General features: G+C 39.5%; 19 protein-coding genes. 7 read left to right on the forward strand and 12 right to left on the reverse strand.

Annotated features, from left to right (window positions below; genetic code table 11):
- Positions 1–76: 76 nt before the first annotated feature.
- The 4 genes from JXQ92_RS18850 (at position 77) to JXQ92_RS18865 (ending at position 4,501) form a co-directional block, all read left to right on the forward strand.
- A complete protein-coding gene (locus JXQ92_RS18850) occupies positions 77–1,168 on the forward strand; it encodes a 2Fe-2S iron-sulfur cluster-binding protein (RefSeq protein ID WP_421988202.1) in 1,092 nt (363 codons plus the stop codon).
- A 144-nt stretch (positions 1,169–1,312) separates the two neighbouring features.
- Entirely contained in the window at positions 1,313–2,587 is a 1,275-nt protein-coding gene (egtB, locus tag JXQ92_RS18855; RefSeq protein WP_421988203.1) for an ergothioneine biosynthesis protein EgtB, read from the forward strand.
- Position 2,588: 1 nt separating this feature from the next.
- Complete coding sequence (gene egtD, locus JXQ92_RS18860; RefSeq protein ID WP_421988204.1) at positions 2,589–3,554, forward strand: L-histidine N(alpha)-methyltransferase; 966 nt, start codon at positions 2,589–2,591, stop codon at positions 3,552–3,554.
- Positions 3,555–3,733: 179 nt separating this feature from the next.
- The gene (locus tag JXQ92_RS18865; protein WP_421988205.1) at positions 3,734–4,501 is read left to right on the forward strand and encodes an alpha/beta hydrolase; all 768 of its coding nucleotides are present in this window, start codon (positions 3,734–3,736) and stop codon (positions 4,499–4,501) included.
- On the opposite strand, the gene paaD is transcribed toward JXQ92_RS18865, so the two are convergent.
- Genes paaD through JXQ92_RS18890 form a run of 5 tightly spaced genes read right to left on the reverse strand, consistent with a single transcriptional unit; the run spans position 4,494 to position 7,946 of the window.
- Positions 4,494–4,985, reverse strand: coding sequence for a 1,2-phenylacetyl-CoA epoxidase subunit PaaD (gene paaD / locus JXQ92_RS18870; RefSeq protein ID WP_421988206.1), 492 nt, complete (start codon positions 4,983–4,985; stop codon positions 4,494–4,496). The genes JXQ92_RS18865 and paaD overlap by 8 nt on opposite strands.
- A 15-nt stretch (positions 4,986–5,000) precedes the next feature.
- On the reverse strand, positions 5,001–5,756 hold the full coding sequence (gene paaC, locus JXQ92_RS18875; protein WP_421988207.1) for a 1,2-phenylacetyl-CoA epoxidase subunit PaaC: 756 nt from the start codon (positions 5,754–5,756) through the stop codon (positions 5,001–5,003).
- Positions 5,753–6,367, reverse strand: coding sequence for a phenylacetic acid degradation b (locus JXQ92_RS18880; RefSeq protein ID WP_421988208.1), 615 nt, complete (start codon positions 6,365–6,367; stop codon positions 5,753–5,755). Before JXQ92_RS18880 ends, paaC begins: the two co-directional genes overlap by 4 nt.
- A gap of 5 nt (positions 6,368–6,372) precedes the next feature.
- Complete coding sequence (gene paaA, locus JXQ92_RS18885; RefSeq protein WP_421988209.1) at positions 6,373–7,359, reverse strand: 1,2-phenylacetyl-CoA epoxidase subunit PaaA; 987 nt, start codon at positions 7,357–7,359, stop codon at positions 6,373–6,375.
- Between the two features lie 5 nt (positions 7,360–7,364).
- The gene (locus JXQ92_RS18890; protein WP_421988210.1) at positions 7,365–7,946 is read right to left on the reverse strand and encodes a TetR/AcrR family transcriptional regulator; all 582 of its coding nucleotides are present in this window, start codon (positions 7,944–7,946) and stop codon (positions 7,365–7,367) included.
- A 65-nt stretch (positions 7,947–8,011) separates the two neighbouring features.
- Here JXQ92_RS18890 and JXQ92_RS18895 point away from each other — a divergent pair, with 65 nt between their 5' ends.
- On the forward strand, positions 8,012–8,524 hold the full coding sequence (locus JXQ92_RS18895; RefSeq protein ID WP_421988211.1) for a hypothetical protein: 513 nt from the start codon (positions 8,012–8,014) through the stop codon (positions 8,522–8,524).
- 28 nt (positions 8,525–8,552) lie between these two features.
- Here the strand turns inward: JXQ92_RS18895 and JXQ92_RS18900 are convergent, their stop codons facing one another.
- From JXQ92_RS18900 to JXQ92_RS18925, 6 genes are all read right to left on the reverse strand, one after another.
- A complete protein-coding gene (locus JXQ92_RS18900; protein WP_421988212.1) occupies positions 8,553–9,500 on the reverse strand; it encodes a hypothetical protein in 948 nt (315 codons plus the stop codon).
- A gap of 84 nt (positions 9,501–9,584) precedes the next feature.
- A complete protein-coding gene (locus JXQ92_RS18905; protein WP_421988213.1) occupies positions 9,585–10,463 on the reverse strand; it encodes an outer membrane beta-barrel protein in 879 nt (292 codons plus the stop codon).
- Positions 10,464–10,487: 24 nt separating this feature from the next.
- A complete protein-coding gene (locus JXQ92_RS18910) occupies positions 10,488–11,306 on the reverse strand; it encodes a hypothetical protein (RefSeq protein ID WP_421988214.1) in 819 nt (272 codons plus the stop codon).
- Positions 11,296–11,877, reverse strand: coding sequence for an RNA polymerase sigma factor (locus tag JXQ92_RS18915; protein ID WP_421988215.1), 582 nt, complete (start codon positions 11,875–11,877; stop codon positions 11,296–11,298). The genes JXQ92_RS18910 and JXQ92_RS18915 overlap by 11 nt, the downstream gene beginning before the upstream one ends.
- A gap of 168 nt (positions 11,878–12,045) precedes the next feature.
- Positions 12,046–14,538, reverse strand: a complete 2,493-nt coding sequence (locus tag JXQ92_RS18920; RefSeq protein ID WP_421988216.1) for a PspC domain-containing protein — start codon at positions 14,536–14,538, stop codon at positions 12,046–12,048.
- A gap of 6 nt (positions 14,539–14,544) precedes the next feature.
- A complete protein-coding gene (locus JXQ92_RS18925; protein ID WP_421988217.1) occupies positions 14,545–14,877 on the reverse strand; it encodes a PadR family transcriptional regulator in 333 nt (110 codons plus the stop codon).
- A 254-nt stretch (positions 14,878–15,131) separates the two neighbouring features.
- Between JXQ92_RS18925 and JXQ92_RS18930 the strand changes: the two genes are divergently transcribed.
- Positions 15,132–16,322 carry a PorV/PorQ family protein gene (locus tag JXQ92_RS18930; protein WP_421988218.1) on the forward strand — a complete coding sequence of 397 codons (1,191 nt, stop codon included), beginning with the start codon at positions 15,132–15,134 and terminating at the stop codon, positions 16,320–16,322.
- Positions 16,312–21,381: a C25 family cysteine peptidase gene (locus JXQ92_RS18935; RefSeq protein ID WP_421988219.1), complete on the forward strand. Its 5,070-nt coding sequence runs from the start codon at positions 16,312–16,314 to the stop codon at positions 21,379–21,381. The genes JXQ92_RS18930 and JXQ92_RS18935 overlap by 11 nt, the downstream gene beginning before the upstream one ends.
- Before the next feature lie 79 nt (positions 21,382–21,460).
- Here JXQ92_RS18935 and JXQ92_RS18940 read toward each other — a convergent pair whose 3' ends face one another.
- Positions 21,461–22,312 (reverse strand): hypothetical protein, encoded by an 852-nt coding sequence (locus JXQ92_RS18940; RefSeq protein ID WP_421988220.1) that lies wholly within the window; start codon positions 22,310–22,312, stop codon positions 21,461–21,463.
- Positions 22,313–22,327: the final 15 nt, after the last annotated feature.

Genomic DNA, 22,327 nt, shown 5'->3' on the forward strand with positions numbered 1-22,327 from the left:
CCAATCAAAAAAAATAGGGCGATTTAAACTCTTTGCCCAAACTTTTGTTACACAGAAAAGAATTTCAATTCAAGTTATGGCATTCGGTTTATTCAAGAAGAAGCAAGGCAAGGTACCTGAAGTTAAAACAGGGTTTCTTAATCTGAAAGTGAAAGAAGTTATTCACGAAACAGCAGACGCTGTCAGTATTCATTTTGAGCACCCTGTAGGCAGTAATATAGAATACAAATCAGGTCAGTTTTTAACTGTCATTGTGAATGTAAACGGCAAGGAAGAAAGAAGAGCATATTCTCTTTGTACTTCACCATTTGTGGATGATCATCCTGCAGTTACAGTAAAGCGCGTTGAAGGAGGTATAGTCTCTAACTACTTGAATGATCATGTAAAAGCAGGAGATACCATGAAGCTCATGGAGCCGAATGGTAATTTTGTAACTACTATTGATGCAAACCAAAACCGTCATGTCATATTGTTAGGTGGAGGAAGTGGTGTGACACCTTTAATGTCACTTGCCAAGTCAATTTTAGACCAAGAGCCTAATTCGAAAGTCACTCTAGTCTATGCTAATAGAAATATAGATAGCATCATCTTCAAGGATGGTTTAAAGGCTATGGAATCTAATGACAATTTTAATGTTGTTCATGTTTTGGAAACTCCTAATGCTGAAGTCCCTAGCCATGAAGGTTATCTGACACAAGGGATTGTCAAAGAAGTCCTTGATAACCTTGATGATGAAGCATCTGAGTTCTTCATCTGTGGGCCTACACCTATGATGGATGTAGCCATTAGCGCTCTTGAAGGATTGGGAATAGGAGCCTCTAAAATCAGAAAAGAAAGCTTCGTTTCTACAGCTGCCGAAAAGAAGGAAGAGAATGCTGATTCTGACGAGCTGGTTGCCAGAGAGGTAACAATCATATACGATGGCGACGAGTATAAATACACCGTAGAACCGGATGAAACAATTCTTGAAAAAGGATTAGATGAGGATGTTGACCTTCCTTTCTCTTGTCAAAGTGGATTATGTACCGCTTGCCGAGGTAAATGTCTTTCAGGAAAAGTTAAGATGGATGAGGATGAAGGCCTCTCTGAAGCAGAACTTGATGAAGGATATGTGCTTCCATGTGTTGGTCATCCGCTTACAGATAATGTAGTCATAGAGATCGGTTAAAATAAAATTTTAAAAGAATTGAAGCCCAGAGAAAAATCTCTGGGCTTTTTTTGTCCCCAAAGTTGTAACACATCCGACATATAAATATCTAATGCTTAAGGAATGAATTTTGCCTTTATGGTATAATTTGATTAAATCTGAAAAATGAAACTCACAACACATTCTGGTGATGCTAAGTCGAAAGATTTATTAAATCAATATCGTGATGTACGCAATCTTACTGAAGAGATTTGTGCGCCCTTGCAGCCAGAAGATTTTGTAGTTCAACCAGCCACAGAAGTGAGCCCTCCGAAATGGCACTTGGCTCATACCACATGGTTTTTTGAGAATTTCATCTTGAAAGAACATATGCCTGGGTATAAAATTTTCGACGACGATTATCATTTCCTTTTCAACAGTTACTACGAAACGGAAGGAGACAGATGGCAGAGGTCGGAAAGAGGGTTCCTTACTAGGCCTTGGGTGAAAGAAGTAATGGCATATCGCGACTACGTAGATGAACATATGTCGCAATTTTTAACCGGAAACGCATTGAGTAAATCAGTGGCAGATGTACTTGAAATTGGAATTAACCATGAACAACAGCATCAAGAGCTATTGGTTTATGATGTAAAGCATATACTCGGAATTAACCCCCTTTTTCCATCCTATAAAAGCTTCAGTGTAAATGAAGAAGAAGTTATTCTTGATAATAAATTCTTAGAAGTAGAAGAAGGTGTGTATCCAATTGGCTATCAAGGCGATGATTTCCACTTCGATAATGAGGAAGGCGAACACAAAACCTTTGTACATGCTTATAGAATTCAAGACCGATTGATTACTGCAGGCGAATACATGGAATTTATAGAAGCTGGCGGCTATGAAGATTTTAATTATTGGCTCATGGAAGGATTCGAGTGGGCCAAAGCAGAAAAAATTAAAGCACCATTTTACTGGTTTAAGGAAGATGGTGTTTGGAAACACTATACGCTATCAGGCTTAGAAGAAGTCAATCCTAATGAACCTATAACGCATATCAACTATTATGAGGCCGATGCTTTTGCAAAATGGAAAGGAAAGCGCTTGCCAACTGAGTTTGAATGGGAAATTGCTTGTAGAAAGTTCGAACCCACTATTCCAGAAGTTTCAAATTTTTTAGACCAAAGAAATTTTAGGCCTATGCCTAGAAGAGGGAAGAGCAATCAATTTTTTGGCGATGTTTGGGAATGGACAAGTAGTGCTTATGCGCCGTATCCATATTATAAAAAGGTCGATGGGGCGCTTGGAGAGTATAATGGTAAGTTCATGATAAATCAAATGGTACTAAGAGGAGGTTCCTTCGCCACAATGAAAAACCATATTCGTCACACTTATCGAAACTTCTTTCACCCTAATTTACGTTGGCACTTTACCGGCTTACGGTTAGCCGAAACGATTTAATATGAATGAACACACAGAGGCACTCAGTGCCTTCGCATTAGACATAAAAAGGGGCCTTGATCAGTTCCCTAAAACTTTACCTTCCAGATACTTTTATAATGAAATAGGTGACGAGCTATTTCAAAAGATTATGGACTTGGATGAGTACTATCTTACCCGAGCCGAATTCGAGATATTCGTTCGTCAAAAGGCTGAAATTTTAAAAGCCTTTCAAGGTGATAATCAGAAATTTCGTTTGGTAGAATTGGGAGCCGGTGATGGAACCAAGACGAAAGTATTGCTTTCTCATTTTGTTGAGCAGCAGGTAGACTTTACGTACTCGCCAATTGATATATCTGGTAATGTACTCGCGCAACTAGAAGAAGCCTTAAAATCTGAAATCCCCTCTCTGCATGTAGAACCTATCGTTGGAGAGTATTTCAAAGCCCTTAGTGCCCTTAACACCGATAACAGCTCCAAAGAAGTAGTACTTTTCCTAGGGTCTAACATCGGAAATTTTGATCAAGCATCGGGAGTTGAGTTTTTGAAGCATATCGGCGATAATCTTTCGTCAGGAGATATGCTTTTAATAGGTTTCGATTTGATGAAAGACCCAAGAAAAGTTCTCTCGGCTTATAATGATAAGGAAGGAGTCACCAAAGCCTTTAACTTGAATCTACTCACCAGAATTAATGCAGAGTTGGGTGCAAATTTTAAAATCGACCAATTCGATCACTTTCCTACTTATGATCCGTTAACCGGAGAAACCAAAAGTCATATTGTAAGCAAGATCAAGCAAGAAGTATTTATTGAGGCTTTGGGCGAAAGTATCGAGTTTCAAGCTTGGGAAGCAATCCACACAGAAGTTTCTCAAAAGTATTCCTACAAGATGATCGAATCCTTTGCAGAAGAGGCCGGATTCCGAATTGTCAAGAATTTCACGGATTCCAACGACTATTTTGTCGATTCGCTTTGGGAAAAAATGTAGCAATTGCTGGTTATTAGGTTTTAATGCTCCGACAAATTCAGAACAATGATCCCAAATTATTGTCTGTTGATTTTATATAATACTAGCAGTAACTGACGGGCATATTAGTTACTAGGTCCTATTAAGAAACAGTATTTAATGGTACGCAACTATGTGATAAGCCTGCCGTTTTAATAACTATGAAAAAGCTTCTTTCTGTTCTTATTGCCTGTTTCTTAATCAATTCGCTTTCAGCAAAAGAAAAAAATATTGCTGGAACGCTGAGTGATAATACGGTGATTTCAAGCACTATTCTGGGTTATGATCTACAATACAGAGTCTACACCCCCGAGAACTACGAGCAACTGTCGGACCTTCCCGTAATTTACCTAACAGACGGGCAGTGGTATTTAGAAGCAGGTAGCATGCACGAGATCATGGATGAAATGATTTCGAATGGCGAAATAGAACCTCTTGTTGCCGTTTTTGTTGATAATCGCGATCCGCACAACCTAAAGAATAATCGGCGTAACAAACAGTTTTTAGGTTATGACAATTATATAGATTTCTACAGGGAAGAACTTGTACCTCATATTGAAGAAAACTTTAAGGTGAGCAAGCAGCAGAAGGACAGGGGCATTATGGGTTTGTCGTTTGGTGGGTTGAACGCTACTTACTTTGGGGCGAAAGCATCAGATACATTTCACATGTTGGGTATACAATCCCCTGCCTTGCATCCGGTTTCAGAAATTTACGATCTGTATTTAAAGCAGGACCGGTTACCACTGAAGATATTTTTAACAACAGGTACCAAAAACGATACGGAAGTGCATGCCAGACGATTGAAAAGCACTTTAGAAACCAAGCGCTATGATTTTAAATATATGGAAGTAGATGAAGGGCATAACTGGAGGAATTGGAAACCGCTCCTTGATGATGCGCTGCTCTATTTTTTCAAGGCTAAATAGGCTTGAATTGCTCAAACGCTTGCTGGCAGCTGTTGCAGTAATGCATAGACCTGCATAGGGTAGGGCCAAAGGGCGTTTTCATTTCTGTATCCTCGCTGTTGCAATGCGGACAATTAGCCCGTTCAATAATGTCTATATCAACGATCATATCATGAGCAGGAGGAGGTGCTAAACCAAAGTTCTTGAGCGCTACTCTTCCCTTTTCTGAAATCATGTTCGAATTCCATTGGGTTTCGAAAGAGATAATCACGTCGTAGTCAGAAACCCCCCTTTTTTCAAGAACGTCTTTAACGTCTTGTTGCATAACGTCCATAGCGGGACAACCAGTAAAAGTAGGTGTCATGTTCACCACAACCTTATGGTTTGACGATACATCAATATTAGTAATTACGCCTAGATCGTTCAGCGAAAGTACCGGTATCTCCGGGTCTTTTACCTCTTCTAGCCACTCTTTTACAATATCTTCTGATAATTCAGTCACCATATGTTCACTACTTAATTACCAATCCGCAGTTGGGTCTACTTTAAATACCTCCGACATTTCGGTCAGTAGAGGTTGTAAATGCTCCGTATGGACTCCATTTCTTCCACCGGATTTTGCCTCTATTAAAGCTAAATCTGGCAACTCCAAGGCCGTTTCTTCTAAAACAGAAGTAATCGCTGGAATCCATTGTGCCTTAAGAGCTTCTTCTCCACCAAAAATTCCGTCGTTGATCAGGTCTTCTTCAAACGCAGATTTCTCAAAAATTCCCAATGCATATGGCATAGCCATGTCTAAAGAATTCTGAAGCCTAGAAATACTTTCTTGCGTAGCAGAACCAAGTTGCTTTATCCAAACCTTAGCATGCATGCTGTGATATTTCGTCTCACCTTTTATCTTCTTAGAAAGATTGGCAAGCGGTTCATAGCTTGATTCAGATAACATCTGAAACCTGATGAGTTCGGCTGTATCGAATAAGAAATGTCTTATTAGACTGAAATCATATTCACCATTTGGTAATTCTACGAATTGAGAATTATGGAACTGTTCAGCATTTCGCATAAATGCAACCGTATCAGGGTCAGATTCGCCTAGCTCATTCAGTATTTTGAACAGTTGCCAGCTTTGCCCAACCTTATCTTGTGCCATTGAAGAAAACGCAATATCTTCTTCTAGAAGTGGCCCAAAACCAGTCCACTCAGAATTGCGATGACCTAGGATTAGTTGATCATCGGCCATTTTATATAATAGCTCTTTTAGTGCTTGCTGATTCATCTATTCTCTTCTTTGAATGCCTTTATTTTATCCGCTGCCCTATAATCAATGGCATCACGATATTTTTTTTCCTTCAATGTATTCCAGATATCTGCATCTTCCTCGTCCGACATCAAAATGTCTTCCGTTCGGATAACCCAAACATTGTAAACGGGTTTACTTCTTGGATATAATTCCTTTGCAGCGAGCATAGCATCCTGGGAATTTTTTCCCAGCGCATTACCAATGTATTTATGCTGTTTGCCTCGTTTTAGTAGGTGGAAAATTTCAAACGATTCTGATTCATCACCAGAGTAAGTGCCCTCAAAAGTGTCGTAAACATCTTGAAGGTTATCTGTAAATACCGATGTCTTGATAAGCTCCGTTTTTGCTACACAAAGTGCATTACAAAACATTCCTCTTCGACTGAATTGCTCTTTCGCAAAGAGAAATGCCATATCTAGATTAGGTGCGTGTACGATACCCGCATGCTCGAAAGGCTTACCTTCTTTTGTTTGCACAAATGTTTGGTAAGTTTCGAATTGATCTAGTTCATCTTTTGCAGCCATTGGTGCATCAAATGATTCCGGTAATTTCAATCGGTTTACCCTAGGGTCTAGTGATTCTAACATCAAAATTATGCTAAAGGCGTAACGTATTTGGTCTTTGGCGCAAGCAAAGCCTGTCTTACCCATCTACCTCTTTCTTCGGCAGTTCGTCTAACAGCAATTCGTTCCTTATTGCAAGGGCCATCGCCGTTAATTACGCGCTTAAATTCTTCCCAGTCTGGTTCTGTAAATTCCCATTGCCCAGTTTCGGTGTTTTTCTTCAGGTTCTCATCTGGAATGGTTAAGCCAAGTTCCCAGATCTTCGGAACGTACATATCCAAAAATTGCTGACGACATTCGTCATTAGAAGCCATCTTTACCTTCCATCTCATTAGTATTTCAGAGTGAACTGAAATCTTATCAGAAGGGCCGAAGAAATGCATCATTGGTGCCCACCATCGATTGACGGCAGCCTGCATCATTTCTCTTTGCTTAGGCGTACCTGTGGCCAAATGAATCACGCAATGGTGGCCATATTTCAAGTGGAATGATTCTTCTGCACAAATTCTTTCTAAAGCTCTACAATAAGGTCCGTAACTGCCCTTGGAATTAGCTAATTGGTTTACAATTGCACCAGCATCTACCAACCAAGAAATGAAACAAGAATCTGCCCATGTAAAGGCAGGGTAGTTAAATATGTTTGAGTACTTAGATTTTCCAGAAATCAAGTCTTCAATTTGTTGCTCTCTTGGTTTACCTAATGTTTCGGCTGCAGAATAAAGCAATTGTGCATGACCTACTTCATCTTGGACTTTGGCCATTAGTGCCAATTTTCTCTTAAAACCAGGCGCACGAGTAATCCAAGTACCTTCAGGGAGGGCACCGATAATTTCCGAATGTCCGTGCTGTTCAATCATCCTAATGAGCTGCTTTCTGTAAAGCTGGGGCATCCAATCAGAAGGTTCAATTTTTTCTCCTCTATCTATTCTGGCTTCAAATTCAGCAAGTTTGATCGGATCTTCCTCAGCAAGCGCTGTGGCTTTCATAGTTTCAAATGTGTTTCCACCTCCGTACATAAGATTTATTTTTTAAGCCCGTTTAAAATCATTTTTGATAACCTTGAACCAATTTCATCTGGAGCTAATGAGCCATGCGGCTTATACCAGTTATGAGTCCAATTCAGTGAAGAAAGTATGGCAAGCATGGTAAATCGTGCATCTACGGCCTCAAATTCTCCACCCTCAATACCGTCTTCTATTATTTGTATAAAGCGTCCTTCATAGTCATTTCTCATCGATAAGAAATCTCCCAAGAATGGTTCGCTTAAGTGTCGCCATTCATTAAAGAAAACGGCAGATGCCGCTGTATCTTTTGTAATCACAGTTACGTGAGCAATAGCGGCCTTTTTCATTTTAGCTGCAAAACTCGAATTCTCCGATTCTACACCCTTCCACGCTTCAAAAAATTCATCCGCCATGCGAAAACATATTTTTTGAAGAATTTCTTCTTTAGATTTGATGTGCGAATAGAGACTCGCGGCTTCAATGCCAAGTTCTTGAGCAAGATCACGCATAGAGGTTGCAGCGTAACCACGTTCTCGAAAGAGTGCCGTTGCCGTTTCTTCAATTTGCTGCTTCCTGTTCTTTTTAACTAGCGTTTCCATTCACTCAAAATTAAACATACTAACGTTCGTTAGCAAATTATTGTTTTAACTCTTTCAATAACCTTATGGTACTGAATGATCCTGAATTTAACAAAGACAAGTTTATAAAGTCGCTTGAGTCGGTAATCTATCTCTTTTTAGTGATTCCATTGATCCTTTTTGGCTGGGTGTTTCTTGAGAAAGAAAAGGCTGGCGGATTAAGGTCGGTAGTATTTGAAGACCCAGACATCATGTTCCATAGTGTAATGGCAATTGGAATTGGTTATGTGCTTATGCGCACTATTGCGACATGGAAGAAGGATATTTTAAAAGCCTTAGAAAGAACAAAAGAGATAGACGTGAAGCTAAAAGCTGTGCGTAAACCTATAATATATAGAAATATTATGTGGTCTATTGGTGCTGGAATTTGTGCTTATGGACTCTACGAAAAAGGGGATATGGTTTATGCGATTGTATTCACCTTGTTTTTAGTTCTGATAACTACTAACAGACCAAGTACAAGATATTTCGTAAAGTTCTTTAAGCTAAAGGGAGAGGAAAAAGATTGGATGTTAAAAACAGACCAACTGAAAGCTTGAATTAACGATCAGTTGGTCTGGATTTTTTTTAGAAGATTACGCCAATGCTCACAGGGTTTAGCTGAGGGCCATTTCCATCTTCAAACAATTCGTTAAAGTCGTAGTTCACGAACATATCGAAACCATTGATTCCTAGCTGAAAGCGCATTCCGTATCGGAAATCATTTACGAAGAAACCTCCTTTGTCTTTCACCTTATCTCTGCCATCATCATCTTTGAAAATGTATTTGGCTTTGTTGCTAAGTCTTAGGCCTACATATGGGCCAATTCCCACTCGAATGCCTTTTCTGGCACTGAATGCAACTCTAACATCATCTTCTTCATAAACGCGAACAAGTCTTTTCCCTCGTCCAAAATCAAACATAGGAACGGCTTGAAAATTTAGGTAAGTCACTTTAAGCTTACTCTTAATTGCGCTATTGATGTTTAAATCTTCTACAAAATTTAGTTCACCACCATTTGGATCTAATCTAGTCGCGGCATTTTCAAATTTGTAATTGTACCACGTCAATCCTCCACCCCAATCAAGGTATAATGGTCCGGATAGATAAGAAACGTGGTTCCAGTTTAGTCCTACGAATGTTGAGCCTAGTGGCTTCACTTGATACAAGTCACTTGAAGAAGGAAATTCACCATCCTGTAGGAAATTCATGATTCCATATTCAAAGTTCAATCCTTTGAGTGTACCATGATCATGTTGCTCGAAGTATTCTACGTTTCTGGATCTTCTACTTCTACTTCTCCAGTCATTGTCCCAGTCGTCTTCTACTTCTACTTCAAGACCTAGGAAGCTCATTCTTATGTAGAATTGGTTATCTGAAATGAATAGACTATTGTGATTCCTTTTTGGAATACTGACTACCGTATCTAGTCTTTCGAAATCGTCGTACCGACCCCATTGCCATTGTGCTTGTGCATTTTGAGCGGCAAAACATGCCACTATGCATACTAATATTGCTCTATAGATGTTTTTCATCTCTCTAAAGTTTAATGTTGTGATAGAACCAGCGGCACTTTTGACGCGTGCCGCTTGAGGTTCGATTTTGAGTTTTGATTGTTGTTAGAATATTACCCCAAATGTTACTGGGTTTAATCGAGGGGCGGCAATATCATCTTCGAATAGCTCTGTCAAATCATAATTGACAAATAAATCGAAGAAGTCCCAGCCAACAGTGGCTCTTGCACCATATCTAAATGGGTTAATAAACCAGTTGTCTTTTTCTTTATCTTTTTGGCCATTGCCATTAACGTCGTCGTATTTATACTTTACGTGGGCTCCAATTCTATAACCTGCATATGCTCCGAACCCAACTCTAAATGAGCGGTACCTACCGAAAGAGATTGTAGGAACAAAGTGGAGGTTAATATGGCTCATTGTGAGCTTACTTTTCTTCCCAGAAACGGTTGCTTCTTCTGAGAAAGTGATGGAGTCTGGGCCTTTGATAAGACGGGTTCTAGTATTTTCAAAACTAAAGTTCTGAACACTTACACCAGCTCCCCAGTCTAAATAAATAGGTCCGAGTACGTGTGTTACATTGTCAAAGTTAAGGCCTAAGTACCATGAGTTTAAAGGCTGTAAGCTTAAGAGCGAATTGCTGTTAGGAAGTTCTCCATCTTGTAGATAGTTGTTTAATCCGACGTAGACATTGACGAAATTTTGTGTACCTCTTCTCGGGTAGTATTTATCAATATCCCATTTGTCATCGCGAAACCTACGGTTCTTTTTAAACTTGTATCTTCTAGAAACTCTTATGTCTTTACCGAATTCCTCTTTAGGGTCTTCTATAAGTGTTTCGGTCAATTCAAATTGGCCTTCATTTTCTAATTGTATTCCAAGGTCTCTAAGATCGTTTAGAGATTGGTAGTTCTGTGCTTTGATATTCGGTATGCTAAATGCGACCAACATTAGCACCACGGATAGTTTAGTGAGCGTTTTCATTAATATATATTTTGAGTTGATATTTTATTGTTGATTCAAATCCTCATCAATGTCTTCTGATTCTTCAGCGTTAGTCCCATACTTTAGGTCATTGTTAAAGAAATCGTTTTTCGACTTTCTGATTTCGGAAAAGGCTATTTTACTGTTGTTTACCCCTTTGGCCACATTGACAATTCCAGAGAGTAGGCTGAATCTTTTTCGTTTAGAAGCCGATTCCATTGTCATAATCTCATAACTGTTGATATAGCTATTTAAGTTTACTTCGATATCGTTCGCAAGACTCGTTATAGAAGTATTGTTTGCTATAAAGGCTTGCTGTGTATTTAAATCAAATTCAATGCGATCGATTAGTAGAGGAACCGTCAGTTCTTTCTCTATATTATCTATGCTATTTGCCTGAAGACTTGGGCTCACAGTCATCTTAATGGTAGAAACTGGCACCTTATTATCGTCTTTAGGTAAGTTGTCCTGTGGCTTATGGTCTGTCGACATGCTTTTTGTCACCAATTGCCGCGCAGGCGTAGCTTTTTCTATGGCTGGTTGAATTTCTTCTTGTTTGTCGTCTTTCTTATCTACCGAAGGCTCCTCAACAATGGCGGGTTTAATACTCGCTTGCTTTTCTTCGAAACCTGATGAAAGGTTGGCGTTATTGTTACCAATTAATAACCATCCAGAAGTAAGAACTATTAGGATAGAAGCTGCTACACTCATCCAAAAATATATACCCTTCTTAGACTTTTTTGGGAGTTGACTTTCAATCTTATCCCAAGCAGCTGAGGGTGGCGTTATTTTATGTGATCCAAGTCCATTGCGGAAAAGATCATCCGTTTTGTTACCCTTCATGTCTTAATAATTTATCATTCAAAAAATCTTCAGCCTCGATCAAGAGTTTTTGTAAATGTCCTCTTGCTCTACTCAACTGAGATTTAGAAGTATTTTCACTAACTCCCAGTTTATCGGCTATCTCCTTGTGTGAAAAGCCCTCTATGGCGTATAAGTTGAAAACGGTTTTGTATCCGCTCGGAAGTCTATCGATCAGTTTTTGAAGATCTTCAACTTCCAGCTGATCTTGAATCTGACGATAATCAGGTTCTCTATCAGCTTTTTCAATTTCTACTTCCATATACATGCTCTTATTTTTGCGGATGTATGAAAGTGCTTCGTTGACCATAATTCTGCGAACCCAACCCTCAAAACTTCCTTCAGATTTGAATTGATCTATTTTCGCAAACACTTTTGTAAATCCACAAACCAAAACGTCCTCAGCTTCCGCAGTGTCATTGATGTACCTACGGCACACCGCAAACATTAAGGGTGAATACTTTTCGTATAAGTCCCTTTGCGCTTTCCGATCACCTTTTCGGCATCCTTCGAGAAGCTTGTCTTCAGTTTTTGACCTTTTAATTTGAAGCATTTTTTGGTTGACTACACAAGGTAGATGTATGATTGATAAATTCGGTTGCATCCAACTAGAAAAATAATTTCTAATGGTAAAAAAAATGCGCTTGGTGAAAGCGCAAATGCTTGAAAATGAATGGAATAAAAAAGAGTCGCCGGAAAGGCGACTCTTTGAACGGGGAAATTAATATTTGCTTATGGTAGCAGTTCTGCTCTCATCTCTGATTTCGAGCTGAGGATTTCCTTTGTATCGGATAGAGGAAAGCCCCCCTGCCTCGGCAATTAAGTAGCCTTTAACATTTAGTCTTGCTCTGCCTTCCGAAGAGGTGCTAACTTCAGCCTCTTCCACATTGGAATCATAGGCATAAAGCCTTCCTTTTTCTATGATGCTGGCTTTCATGTTCTTCACTGTAGCAGTTAAGTCAATTCGCGAATTATCTGTGATATATAACTCTAATTCATCTAAGTTTCCACTGATATCTGCTTTCGATTTATCATACATTTTCAGAACCAATAAACCACTTTCTTTGGGTGCATACTTTATTGTAGCACCATTTTGAAGGTCTATCGACTTTAGTGGAGGACACTTAATGTAAACTTTCACATTTGACCAATCTCCTCCTGATCCATCTTCGTCTATTTTAAGTTCTTCGCCTGCTACCTGAACAAAAACCTTTTCAACTTTTGATCGTGGCCCTTCCAAGACAAGCTCATAGGAATCAGAGTTGGTAATGATTACTTCCATGTTTTCCCAAACGTCTAGTCCAGTAAAAGCATCTACAGCTATCGTTTTGCTATAGTCGCCGTTATCATATCTTGACGAACTTTGATAATCATCTTTATCGCAAGTTAAACAAACGAGTTGCCCGGAGTCATTAAACATCCAGGTGTTGAGATAAGTCTCACGCCAAGTATATCTGTAGCTAAACCTGTTCACAATATCTCTCAGCTCTCTTGAAATTTTGAATGGCACGTTTTTAGGGATGTAAAAAGTAGCGTCCAATTCTTGAAACCTAAATTCTGCCCTTGGCTTAAACCTCATTTGTGGATCGAATAGAATTTTATCTTCTTCTACTTTGTAACCGTACGTTACATCCTGTGCATTGAAATCGGCGTCTTTCGGATCTCTACCTCTAGCTCGAAATCTTTTCTTCAAGCTGTAAGCGTCATCTTTACTTGCTTCTAAATCAATATCAGTAAATTCAGTTGTCCATTCGTTTGGATCGTCCGTTCTAAACCTTCTTCGCGAACGTCTTGAATCATATTCGTATGCTGGGAAATCATTGATGCCAATGAACAGTGTATCTGCTTGAATATTTACGGCTTCTACTTCTTCATAATAACCTTCCTCACTGAAGTCTCTAATTATGTTTGGAAGGATTGCAAATGTTCCGATTACGGCAATCATCCATATACCAAGGATACTCCAGCCAACAGAACCGCTCATGATTTTGCGCTTCGCGATGATTGTAATACCTGCGATAAAGACATACAAGAATGGTATGAAAATGGCAATCAGTACGAATAGCAAGCCTAGTTCTGGGAAGGTATTCGTGAATACTTCATAAGGGAAGTATTCTGCCTCATTTCCATAAATAAACCAGTCACCATTATATAAGCCTAAAACTACTCCAGCAGTAACCAAAAGGGAGAACATTACAGAAATACCCGTTATGGCGATAACTCCGCCAGTAAATACTCTAATGGCAGCTCCAATAAATTGGAATAATGGTGCTAAGACCTTTCCCGTTAAGCTAAATACCTTGCCTATCAGCCTGAAAGGGAACAATAGGATAGTAGTGAATGCATTTTCACCCTTAGGATTTAACTCTTCCTCTTTGTTTTGCTTAATACTAGAATCGATGTTTGAAAGCGTTACTTTCTCACCTTTCATCTGCATTTTATCGGTAATTGAATTAGCCTTCGGACAAATAATCCAGAGAACTATATAGGTTAGAATTCCGATACCCGCGAATGTGAGCAAGATAAAAGCTATCCGCACGCCAATCGAATCGACCTTGAAATAGTTGGCTAAACCAGAAGCTACCCCGCCTAAAACTCGTTCATCTGGGTTTCGATAGAGTTTTTTAACAGTTGTTTGTTCCACTAAAGCATCATTTGCTGGAATTGCGATCCACATGATGATATATACTAGTGGAGATAAACCTGTTAGCGTAAACACTATAAAAGCACCTCTCGTCCAAATAGGGTCCGTCTTGAAATAATGTGCTAGACCTGCAGCAACTCCGCCTAATACCTGATTTTGACTATCCCTTTGCAAACGTCTTGGCGGAGGGGTGGTGCTGTTCTGATTTGTGGTTTTTCTCTTTTTCTCCTTTTTCGATTTTTCTTTTTCCTCCGTTTGAGCATTGTCAGAAACCGGTTCTTGCTTAGAAAAGTCAGCTTCTTCTTCCATCGCTTCGAAGTCAGAGATTTGCCCCATTGTATTAATGAGTACATCTACGTCTTCAATGGAGATGACTTGCTTACCGTCGTCTAACTTTTCAAGGAAAAGCTCGGCGATTCTACTTTCAATGTCTGCAACAATCTCCTCGCTATCCTCATAGGATGCGAAATATCGGTTAATTGAATCGAGGTACTTTTTAAATCGTTCATAACCGTCTTCTTCTATATGGAAGATGATGCCGCTTATGTTTATGCTTATGTTCTTTTTCATGACCGCTTACTTAGTATTTGAGATGATTTGAGAAGTTGACTTTACAAGTTCTTGCCAAGTGTTGTCTAGGTTGTTTACAAATTCAAGCCCTAGATCAGTAATGGTATAGTACTTTCTAGGAGGCCCAGAATTTGACTCGACCCATTTATAATCCACCAGTCCGGCTTTTCTAAGCCGAGTCAATAGTGGGTATAATGTTCCTTCCACCACCATGATCTTGGCAGATGTTAATTCCCCTAGCATATCCGAAGCGTAGACCTCACCTCTGGATATGATCTTCAGAATACAGAATTCGAGGATTCCCTTCCGCATTTGTACCTGAGTGTTCTCTAAATTCATCTCTTTTTCATTTTAAGATATTGACCTTGTGATACAAACATACGTAAAAAGGTACTATGTGTTGCATAGTACTATAGAAAAAATATTACCATGTAGTCTACATATGTGTTTGCTGTACGACCAAAAGCTGCTTTAAATCGACTTTTGAATACCTTTTTGGGAAATATTCTGGCATTAAATAAGTTGTTATCTAAAATTCCTTTCTTTGGAGTAGGTATATTTGTTTTTGACGTGTACTAGTGGCTATAAAGCTCGTGATAAAGACATTCAATAAATTTTTATGGGGATCATTGCTGATGACGGTTTTGTTGTCGCAGACAGCGTTTGCTCAGTCTACTCCTAAGTATAGCAATGAGTTTCTTTCAATAGGTGTAGGAGCCCGAGCACTTGGCATGTCCAATGCTATGACTTCTGTAGCGGATGATGTTACGGCGGCCTATTGGAATCCGGCTGCCCTTACTGATATAGAACATCGCTACCAATTCTCGTTTCAGCATGCCGCCTATTTTCAAGGAGTTGCAAACTATGACTACTTAGGAGCTGCCATTGCCATCGATACGGATAGCCATTTGGGGATTGCATTGATTCGTTTGGGGATTGATGATATACCTGATACTCGCTTGCTTTTTGACGACCAAGGAAGAATTGATTACAGTTTGATTGACTTTTTCAGTACATCCGATGTCGCTTTGGTGCTTTCATATGCAAGAGGGGTGAGTTTTATAGGAGGTGAAACCTTTGCTGAGGGTGGTGGATTAACTTTTGGGGTAAACTTTAAAGTGGTTCGACGATCTATTGGGGCCTTTGCAAAAGCTTGGGGCTTTGGCCTAGATGCTTCTATGAAATATCGCGTGGATGATTGGAATTTTGGAGTTATGGTGCGCGATATCAGCACAACTTTCAACTCTTGGACTATAGATAGAGAACGGCTTAGAAACTCTTTCAACCAAACTAACAATGAAATACCTGGAAACTCCTTAGAACTTACACTGCCCAAAATGATTGTAGGGGCATCCAGAAGCTTTGTCATCAATTCAAAGATTGACATGCTAGCTTCAACGGATTTGACCTTTAGCTTTGATGGTAGACGCAATGTTCTAATTCCTAACAGAATCGCGTCTATCGATCCGTCCTTTGGTTTTGAATTTGACTATGAGGATAAGTTCTTCTTGAGAATGGGTATGGGGAATTTTCAACGTGTGAAAGACTTTACTACTGGAAACGACCTTACTGAATCGACATTTTGGACTTTTCAGCCAAATATGGGCATGGGTATTCAGTTAGACGAATTTACAATTGACTATGCCCTTACAGATATCGGCAATGTTGCTGAGTCGCCATATTCACATGTTTTTTCAATAACATACTCTCTTGAACCTTTAGCGGCCATTTATTCTAAAAACAAAAGAAGAATTAGGAAAAAGAATATCGATAATGATAAATAGACTTTTACTCTTTATTGGTTTTCTGTGTCTTCCGGCCTTAGTGTTAGGTCAGGCAAGAGGCAATGAATGGATTAATTATAGTCAGAGCTATTATAAGATTAACACCTCTTTGAATACAATTCATCGGATTTCCCCAGAAGCCTTACAGGCCGCCGGAATGGATATAACGACAATAAACTTAACCAACCTTCAGCTTTTTCATAGAGGTGAAGAAGTAGCGATTCATATTGTCGATGGCGGTGATGGTAGTTTCGATGCTGGAGATTATATAGAATTTTATGGCAGAAGAAATGATGGTACTCAAGATGCCGAATTGTTTTATAGAGCTTCGGATCAAATTCACCAATATTATAACCTCTTCTCTGACGTAACGGCCTTTTTCTTAACAGAAGGTTCCGTTGCCGGAAAAAGGATGCAGTCAAACAATGTTGATCCTTCTTCTTTTCCCCTAGTCAACTTACATAGCCAAGAGATTTTAAACCTTCAAACTGGCAGGTTCAGTTTCGGTCAGTATTACCCTTTGAGTAACCCTTCAGGCGAAGTGAAAAGGTCACTGTATGATCTTGGTCAGATGTTTATGAGCCGAGAAATAATCAGAAGTGATTTTGGTGTTTCAAGAGACTTAAATTTCCTCGACTTAGCCCTTAACGGAATTATTCTAGAAGATCAAACCAATGGAAAACCACAGCTTTCCATGCAGATTGTTGGCTTTAATAATGTAGCCCATAAAACTTCCGTTTTTGTTGGGCCAACCACAGATGATTTAAGAGTAATAAGAAGTGAAGTTGAATTTGATAGGAATAATTCCATCACTATTAATTTTCAGCTTGAATGGTCCGACATCGCCGATGGTCGACTAATTGTAAGAACGGAATCACTTGAAGTCGATGGTGTTGTTGACAGTAGAATAGCAGTGAGTCATATCAAGCTTACATTCCCACAAAGAATTGACGCACAGGCACAAGAAAAACGTATTTATTTAGACCCTTTTACCGGTAGCCAGCGCATAGAGATAGCCAATGTAGACGGAGAGGTAGCACTTTATGACGTAACTGATTATCAGAATCCAATTCGCATCGGTGGTTCCGTTTCGGCCAATACATTTACTGGTGGCATTGTCAATGATGCAAATGGTAAAGAACTGTTATTGAAAAAGGTCGATCAAATTGTTGATGCAAGTGTAGAACCTGTGACATTCCAGTTCGAAGACCTATCTGCTTTCAATTACTATATAGTATCCCATCCTTACTTGAAACAAGAAGTTTCTGGTTTTTATGACGATCCCGTTCAGGCATATGTTGACTATCGAGAATCAATTGAAGGTGGTTCTTTCAATGTAGGCTATGCTGACTTCCCCGATCTGATTAATGAGTTTGGTTATGGGGAATATACACCACTTGCTTTACGCCGATATATGGTTCAAGCGTATGCACAAGGCACCCCCGAATACCTTTTTATCCTAGGGAAATCGAGCCGAGTAGACCGTAGAAATCAAAGGCTTTCCGACCCTTTAGCAACTTCTAGAAGGGAGTTAGTGCCTACAATGGGTGCACCAGGTTCAGATATTATGTATGTGGAGGGTTTAGATGGAACTGAACACTATCCAGCATTTCCGGTAGGACGACTTTCGGTGGTGAATCCGGAAAATGTGGCCTATTACTTAGACAAAGTAAAAGAGAAAGAAGCCACTCTGAAAGACTCACCTTGGACAAAGAACTTTATACAGCTTAGCGGTGGTTTAAGTACAGATGAACTGAATCGATTTAGATCATTTATAGAAGGGTTTAAAGAGATTGTAACGGATGATTTTCTTGGAGCTGATGTAACCAATATTTCGAAGCAGAATAACAATGCTGTTCAAAATTTCAATATAGCAGATCAGATCAATAGAGGAACAGGTTTCGTAACATTCTTCGGCCATTCCTCATCTACATTTACTGATATAGATATTGGCAATGTAACAGATTCGAATAATGGCTATAATAATAGTGGTAGGTATCCGGTCTTTTTGGTAAATGGCTGTCGTGGAGGCGAGATATTCTTTTTCAATTCTTTCGGAGAAAACTGGTTGGCGGCTCAGGGTCGTGGAGCCGTGAATTTCATTTCCCATAGCGATGTTGGAATCCCCAATGTTTTAGAGGAGTATACCGAGAATTTCTATAAGGCAATGTCTGACACGCTCTTCATGACCAAGTCGGTAGGAGTTATTCAGCAAAAAGTAATTGCAGAACAGATTTCAGGATTCTTGCCAGACGAAGCAGATTTTGCCACGGCTGAACAAACGGTATTGCAAGGCGATCCCGCCTTAAAGATTTTTGGTCATGATAAAGTAGATTATATCGTAAGAGAAGAAGATATTTTCCGCCAGTCGATCAATGACGAACCGATCACTTCCGCTACTCAGTTTTTCAATCTAGGCGTGGTTGTGAATAATGCAGGTAGAACCACAACTGATCCTATAACGGTGAGTGTTCGAAGAACCTTGTCAGACGGTACAATATTAGATCTCCCGGAAATAGAAGTGCCAGCGGTTAGAAATCGAGATACCGTTTTCTATCAAATCAGTAACCAAGGACTTGATGTTTTTGGTGAAAACAAGTTTGAGGTTTTTCTAGATGTTTCAAATAGTATAGAAGAAGGAAGTGAATTAAACAACAGCGCTGAAATTAGTTTCTTTTTCACCTCCTCCGGTACCTTCAATACAGCACCTGCTAACTTTGCCACTTTTAATCAAACCAGTACACAGCTCGTTGTGCAATCTTCTGATTTAAAGGTGAATGATAAGACCTATATAGTTGAGTTAGATACCGTAAATACATTTGATAGCCCTTGGAAACAAACTACAACTTTGGCCGGAAAAGGATTAGCCTCTTGGGATGTGACCTTGCTACCTGCAACTGTAAATGATACGATCCGATACTATTGGAGGTCAATTTTTGAAGAAGATTTATTAGCAGACCCACAACCATGGGCAAATTCAACCTTTACCTTCCTAGAAAATGGAGGAGAAGGTTGGGCACAAACGACTTTCGATCAATTCGAACAACTGAGCCTTTCTTCAGTCAGTAAAAATGAAGAAAATAGTAATTGGGTATTTAATGGAACGGCGACTGACATTGAAGTAGTCACTTATGGCGGTAATCATCCGCTTGGAGGCCGACCATTTGATATGACGATAGAAATAGACGGTAGATCAATGTTTTCTAGCGGTTCAAACCGCTCCTGTTCTCCTGATGCCATGTTGGCCATAGCTTTTGACAAAGATAGTGGACGGCCGTACTTGATTGTAAGAACACCCGGAGAGGAATTTGACATCCTAGACCCACTAAGCTGTGGGGTTACCCCACAGGTGATTAATAGGTTTACTAATGGCGCATTGAACGATGTAAATACTTCTGGTGACGACAGACTGTTAAGGCAGTATATGAATGGTGTTAATGATGGGGATTTTGTCCTCTTGTTTTCTTTAGGAACCATTAATTATGGCTGGGACGCAGAAACGATTGCTGATTTGGGTAGAATAGGAGTTGGTCAAGGCGGTTTACCATCGGCAGCTGGCGAGCCTTTAATCATTTTTGGAGAAAAAGGTCGTGCTCAAGGTACTGCTCAACTGATTACAGGTGTTGCGGCGGGTGCTTCACTGGACGCTTCTGATACGGAGATCTCTTTTTCTACTTCAATAAGTGCCAGTACAGATAGTGGAACCGTATTCTCACCAATTATCGGTCCGGTTAGTCAGTGGGGGCAACTCACCAAAAGCGTTTTAGAAGAGCCTTCAGACGAGATTAATTTTGAAGTGCGTGGAAGGCGTTTGGATGGAACAGAAGTAACGCTGTTTACGCTCAACGATGTAAATGATCTAGACTTAAGCGGTGTAGATCCTGCGGAGTATCCCTTTGTGAGGCTATTTGTCAATATGGTAGATCGAGTATCTGCTACACCAGCGCAACTCGACCAATGGTCGGTTAGCTATACTGGAGTTCCTGAAGGTGTTATATCACTGCAAAACGATCAGAACCAAGATATTGAATTACAAGAGGGTGAGCCATTTGTGGCTGATTTCCGCTTTACTAATATTTCTCAATATGATTTCCAAGGGCCATTGAATGTTCGATATACCTTGACCAATCAGAATACGAGAGAAGAAACCACAGAAACAGCACAGATTCCAGCAGTAGCTTCAGGACAATCCGTTAATTTTAGTCTACCAATTGCGACAGGGGGTAGAGTTGGACTGAATGATTTAGAAGTTGTAGTCAACCTAGGTGATGAAATAGAGCAGTTTACAAGTAATAATGTCATTCGACTAGAGTCATTTTTTAATGTGCAGCGTGATGATGTTAACCCCGCCATGGACGTGACTTTTGACGGCATTTATATCATTGACGGAGATATTGTATCGCCCGAACCACTCATAGAAGTAGAACTACGAGATAACAATAGGTTTATTTTCAAAACGGATACGCTCGGCGTCGAAATCATGCTGGGTCAAGTGTGCCAAGGTTGCCTACCAGAGCGCGTGAACTTTTCTGATCCTGAGGTAACTTTTACACCAGCATCGGAAAACCAAAATTTCACAGTTCAATACAGACCGTCAGGTTTAGAAGATGCTACATATCAGCTACAAGTAAATGCAACGGATGCTTCAGGAAACCAAGCAGGAATTGGTCCTTATCAAATTAACTTCGAGGTTGTAAATGCGTCAACGGTAACCAACTTTTATCCATACCCCAATCCGTTTTCTACTAGTACTCGATTTGTATTTACCTTAACAGGAAATGAAATTCCAGATCAGATTAAAATTCAAATCTTTACCGTATCTGGTAAGTTGGTAAGAGAAATTACACAAGCAGAACTGGGTCCTATCAGAATTGGTAGTAACATTTCAGAATATGCTTGGGATGGTCGAGATGAATATGGCGACCAACTAGCCAACGGAACCTACCTCTACCGTGTGCAAATACAGAATAGCAATGGAAGTGCTATTGGTAAAAGAGGCACTGGAAAAGACAGCAGAGCCTTTGACAATGGTTTCGGTAAAATGGTAATTATCCGATAAGGAGCGCTCCACCCTGAAATATATTGACGGTTTTAACGGTGAATGATAGGAGTAGTAGTGACGAGGGAGCTATTACTTCTTATCTATTGTTATCATCTTTTTCAATTTTACCTGAAGCAGTTACTTTATCGGTATATAAAATATGTGTGTACCGATTTTGTTCTTCAGGAAATTTCTCACACAAGAACATTTCGTGAGAAAGTGTGGTATTATAAATGTTTTCTTTTCTATCAATATCTCGAATTTTTATTCCTGTGCCGTCGTTGTTGAACATACTGCCTTCACTGAATGCATGGTCAATTGACATGATCTTTTTTGAATCGAAATTGATAGTATCTTTAAACAAGTATCCTGCAATTCTTTCTTTATCAAAACGAGGCGCAATTGAATTATGTACATTTCCTGTTAGTGTCACTATTTTGCTGTCAGGGTGTGTATTACGTATGTCACGTATTTCCATATACATGGATGAATCTCTGGGTGAGGATGGGTAAGAATTATCAATGAATTTTAGAATGATTTTTTCATTTTGGATGCTTTTGTAGATTAAATCAAGCATTGATACACCATTTCTACCATCAAAATTTTCTCTGCGAAAGAAATCCAATTCTTTTAATTCGGCAATTGACATCTCATTTGATAAGTTTTCCATCTGTGAAGCACGGATTTCTAAGGCTAAGACAACTTCTTTTTCAGATTTAGTTATGAGGTCACATAGTCCATAGACAAATTCGGCGGGCTCTTTTGTCCCATGCATTTCTCCAACCATTATTATGTCGTAATCAGATATCTCCTCATAAACCTGCTGATTCAATTTTGAAATATCCTTAATTGGAATTGCGTTTTCAATTAAAAAGTCAACCGGGTTAGTCACTTCTTTTTCTCCGCATGATATACACAATAAAAGGAATAAGTAATTCAGCTTTTTCATGTTTAATTCTTTAAT

Source organism: Roseivirga sp., assembly GCF_049099775.1.
Classification (GTDB): Bacteria; Bacteroidota; Bacteroidia; order Cytophagales; family Cyclobacteriaceae; genus Roseivirga.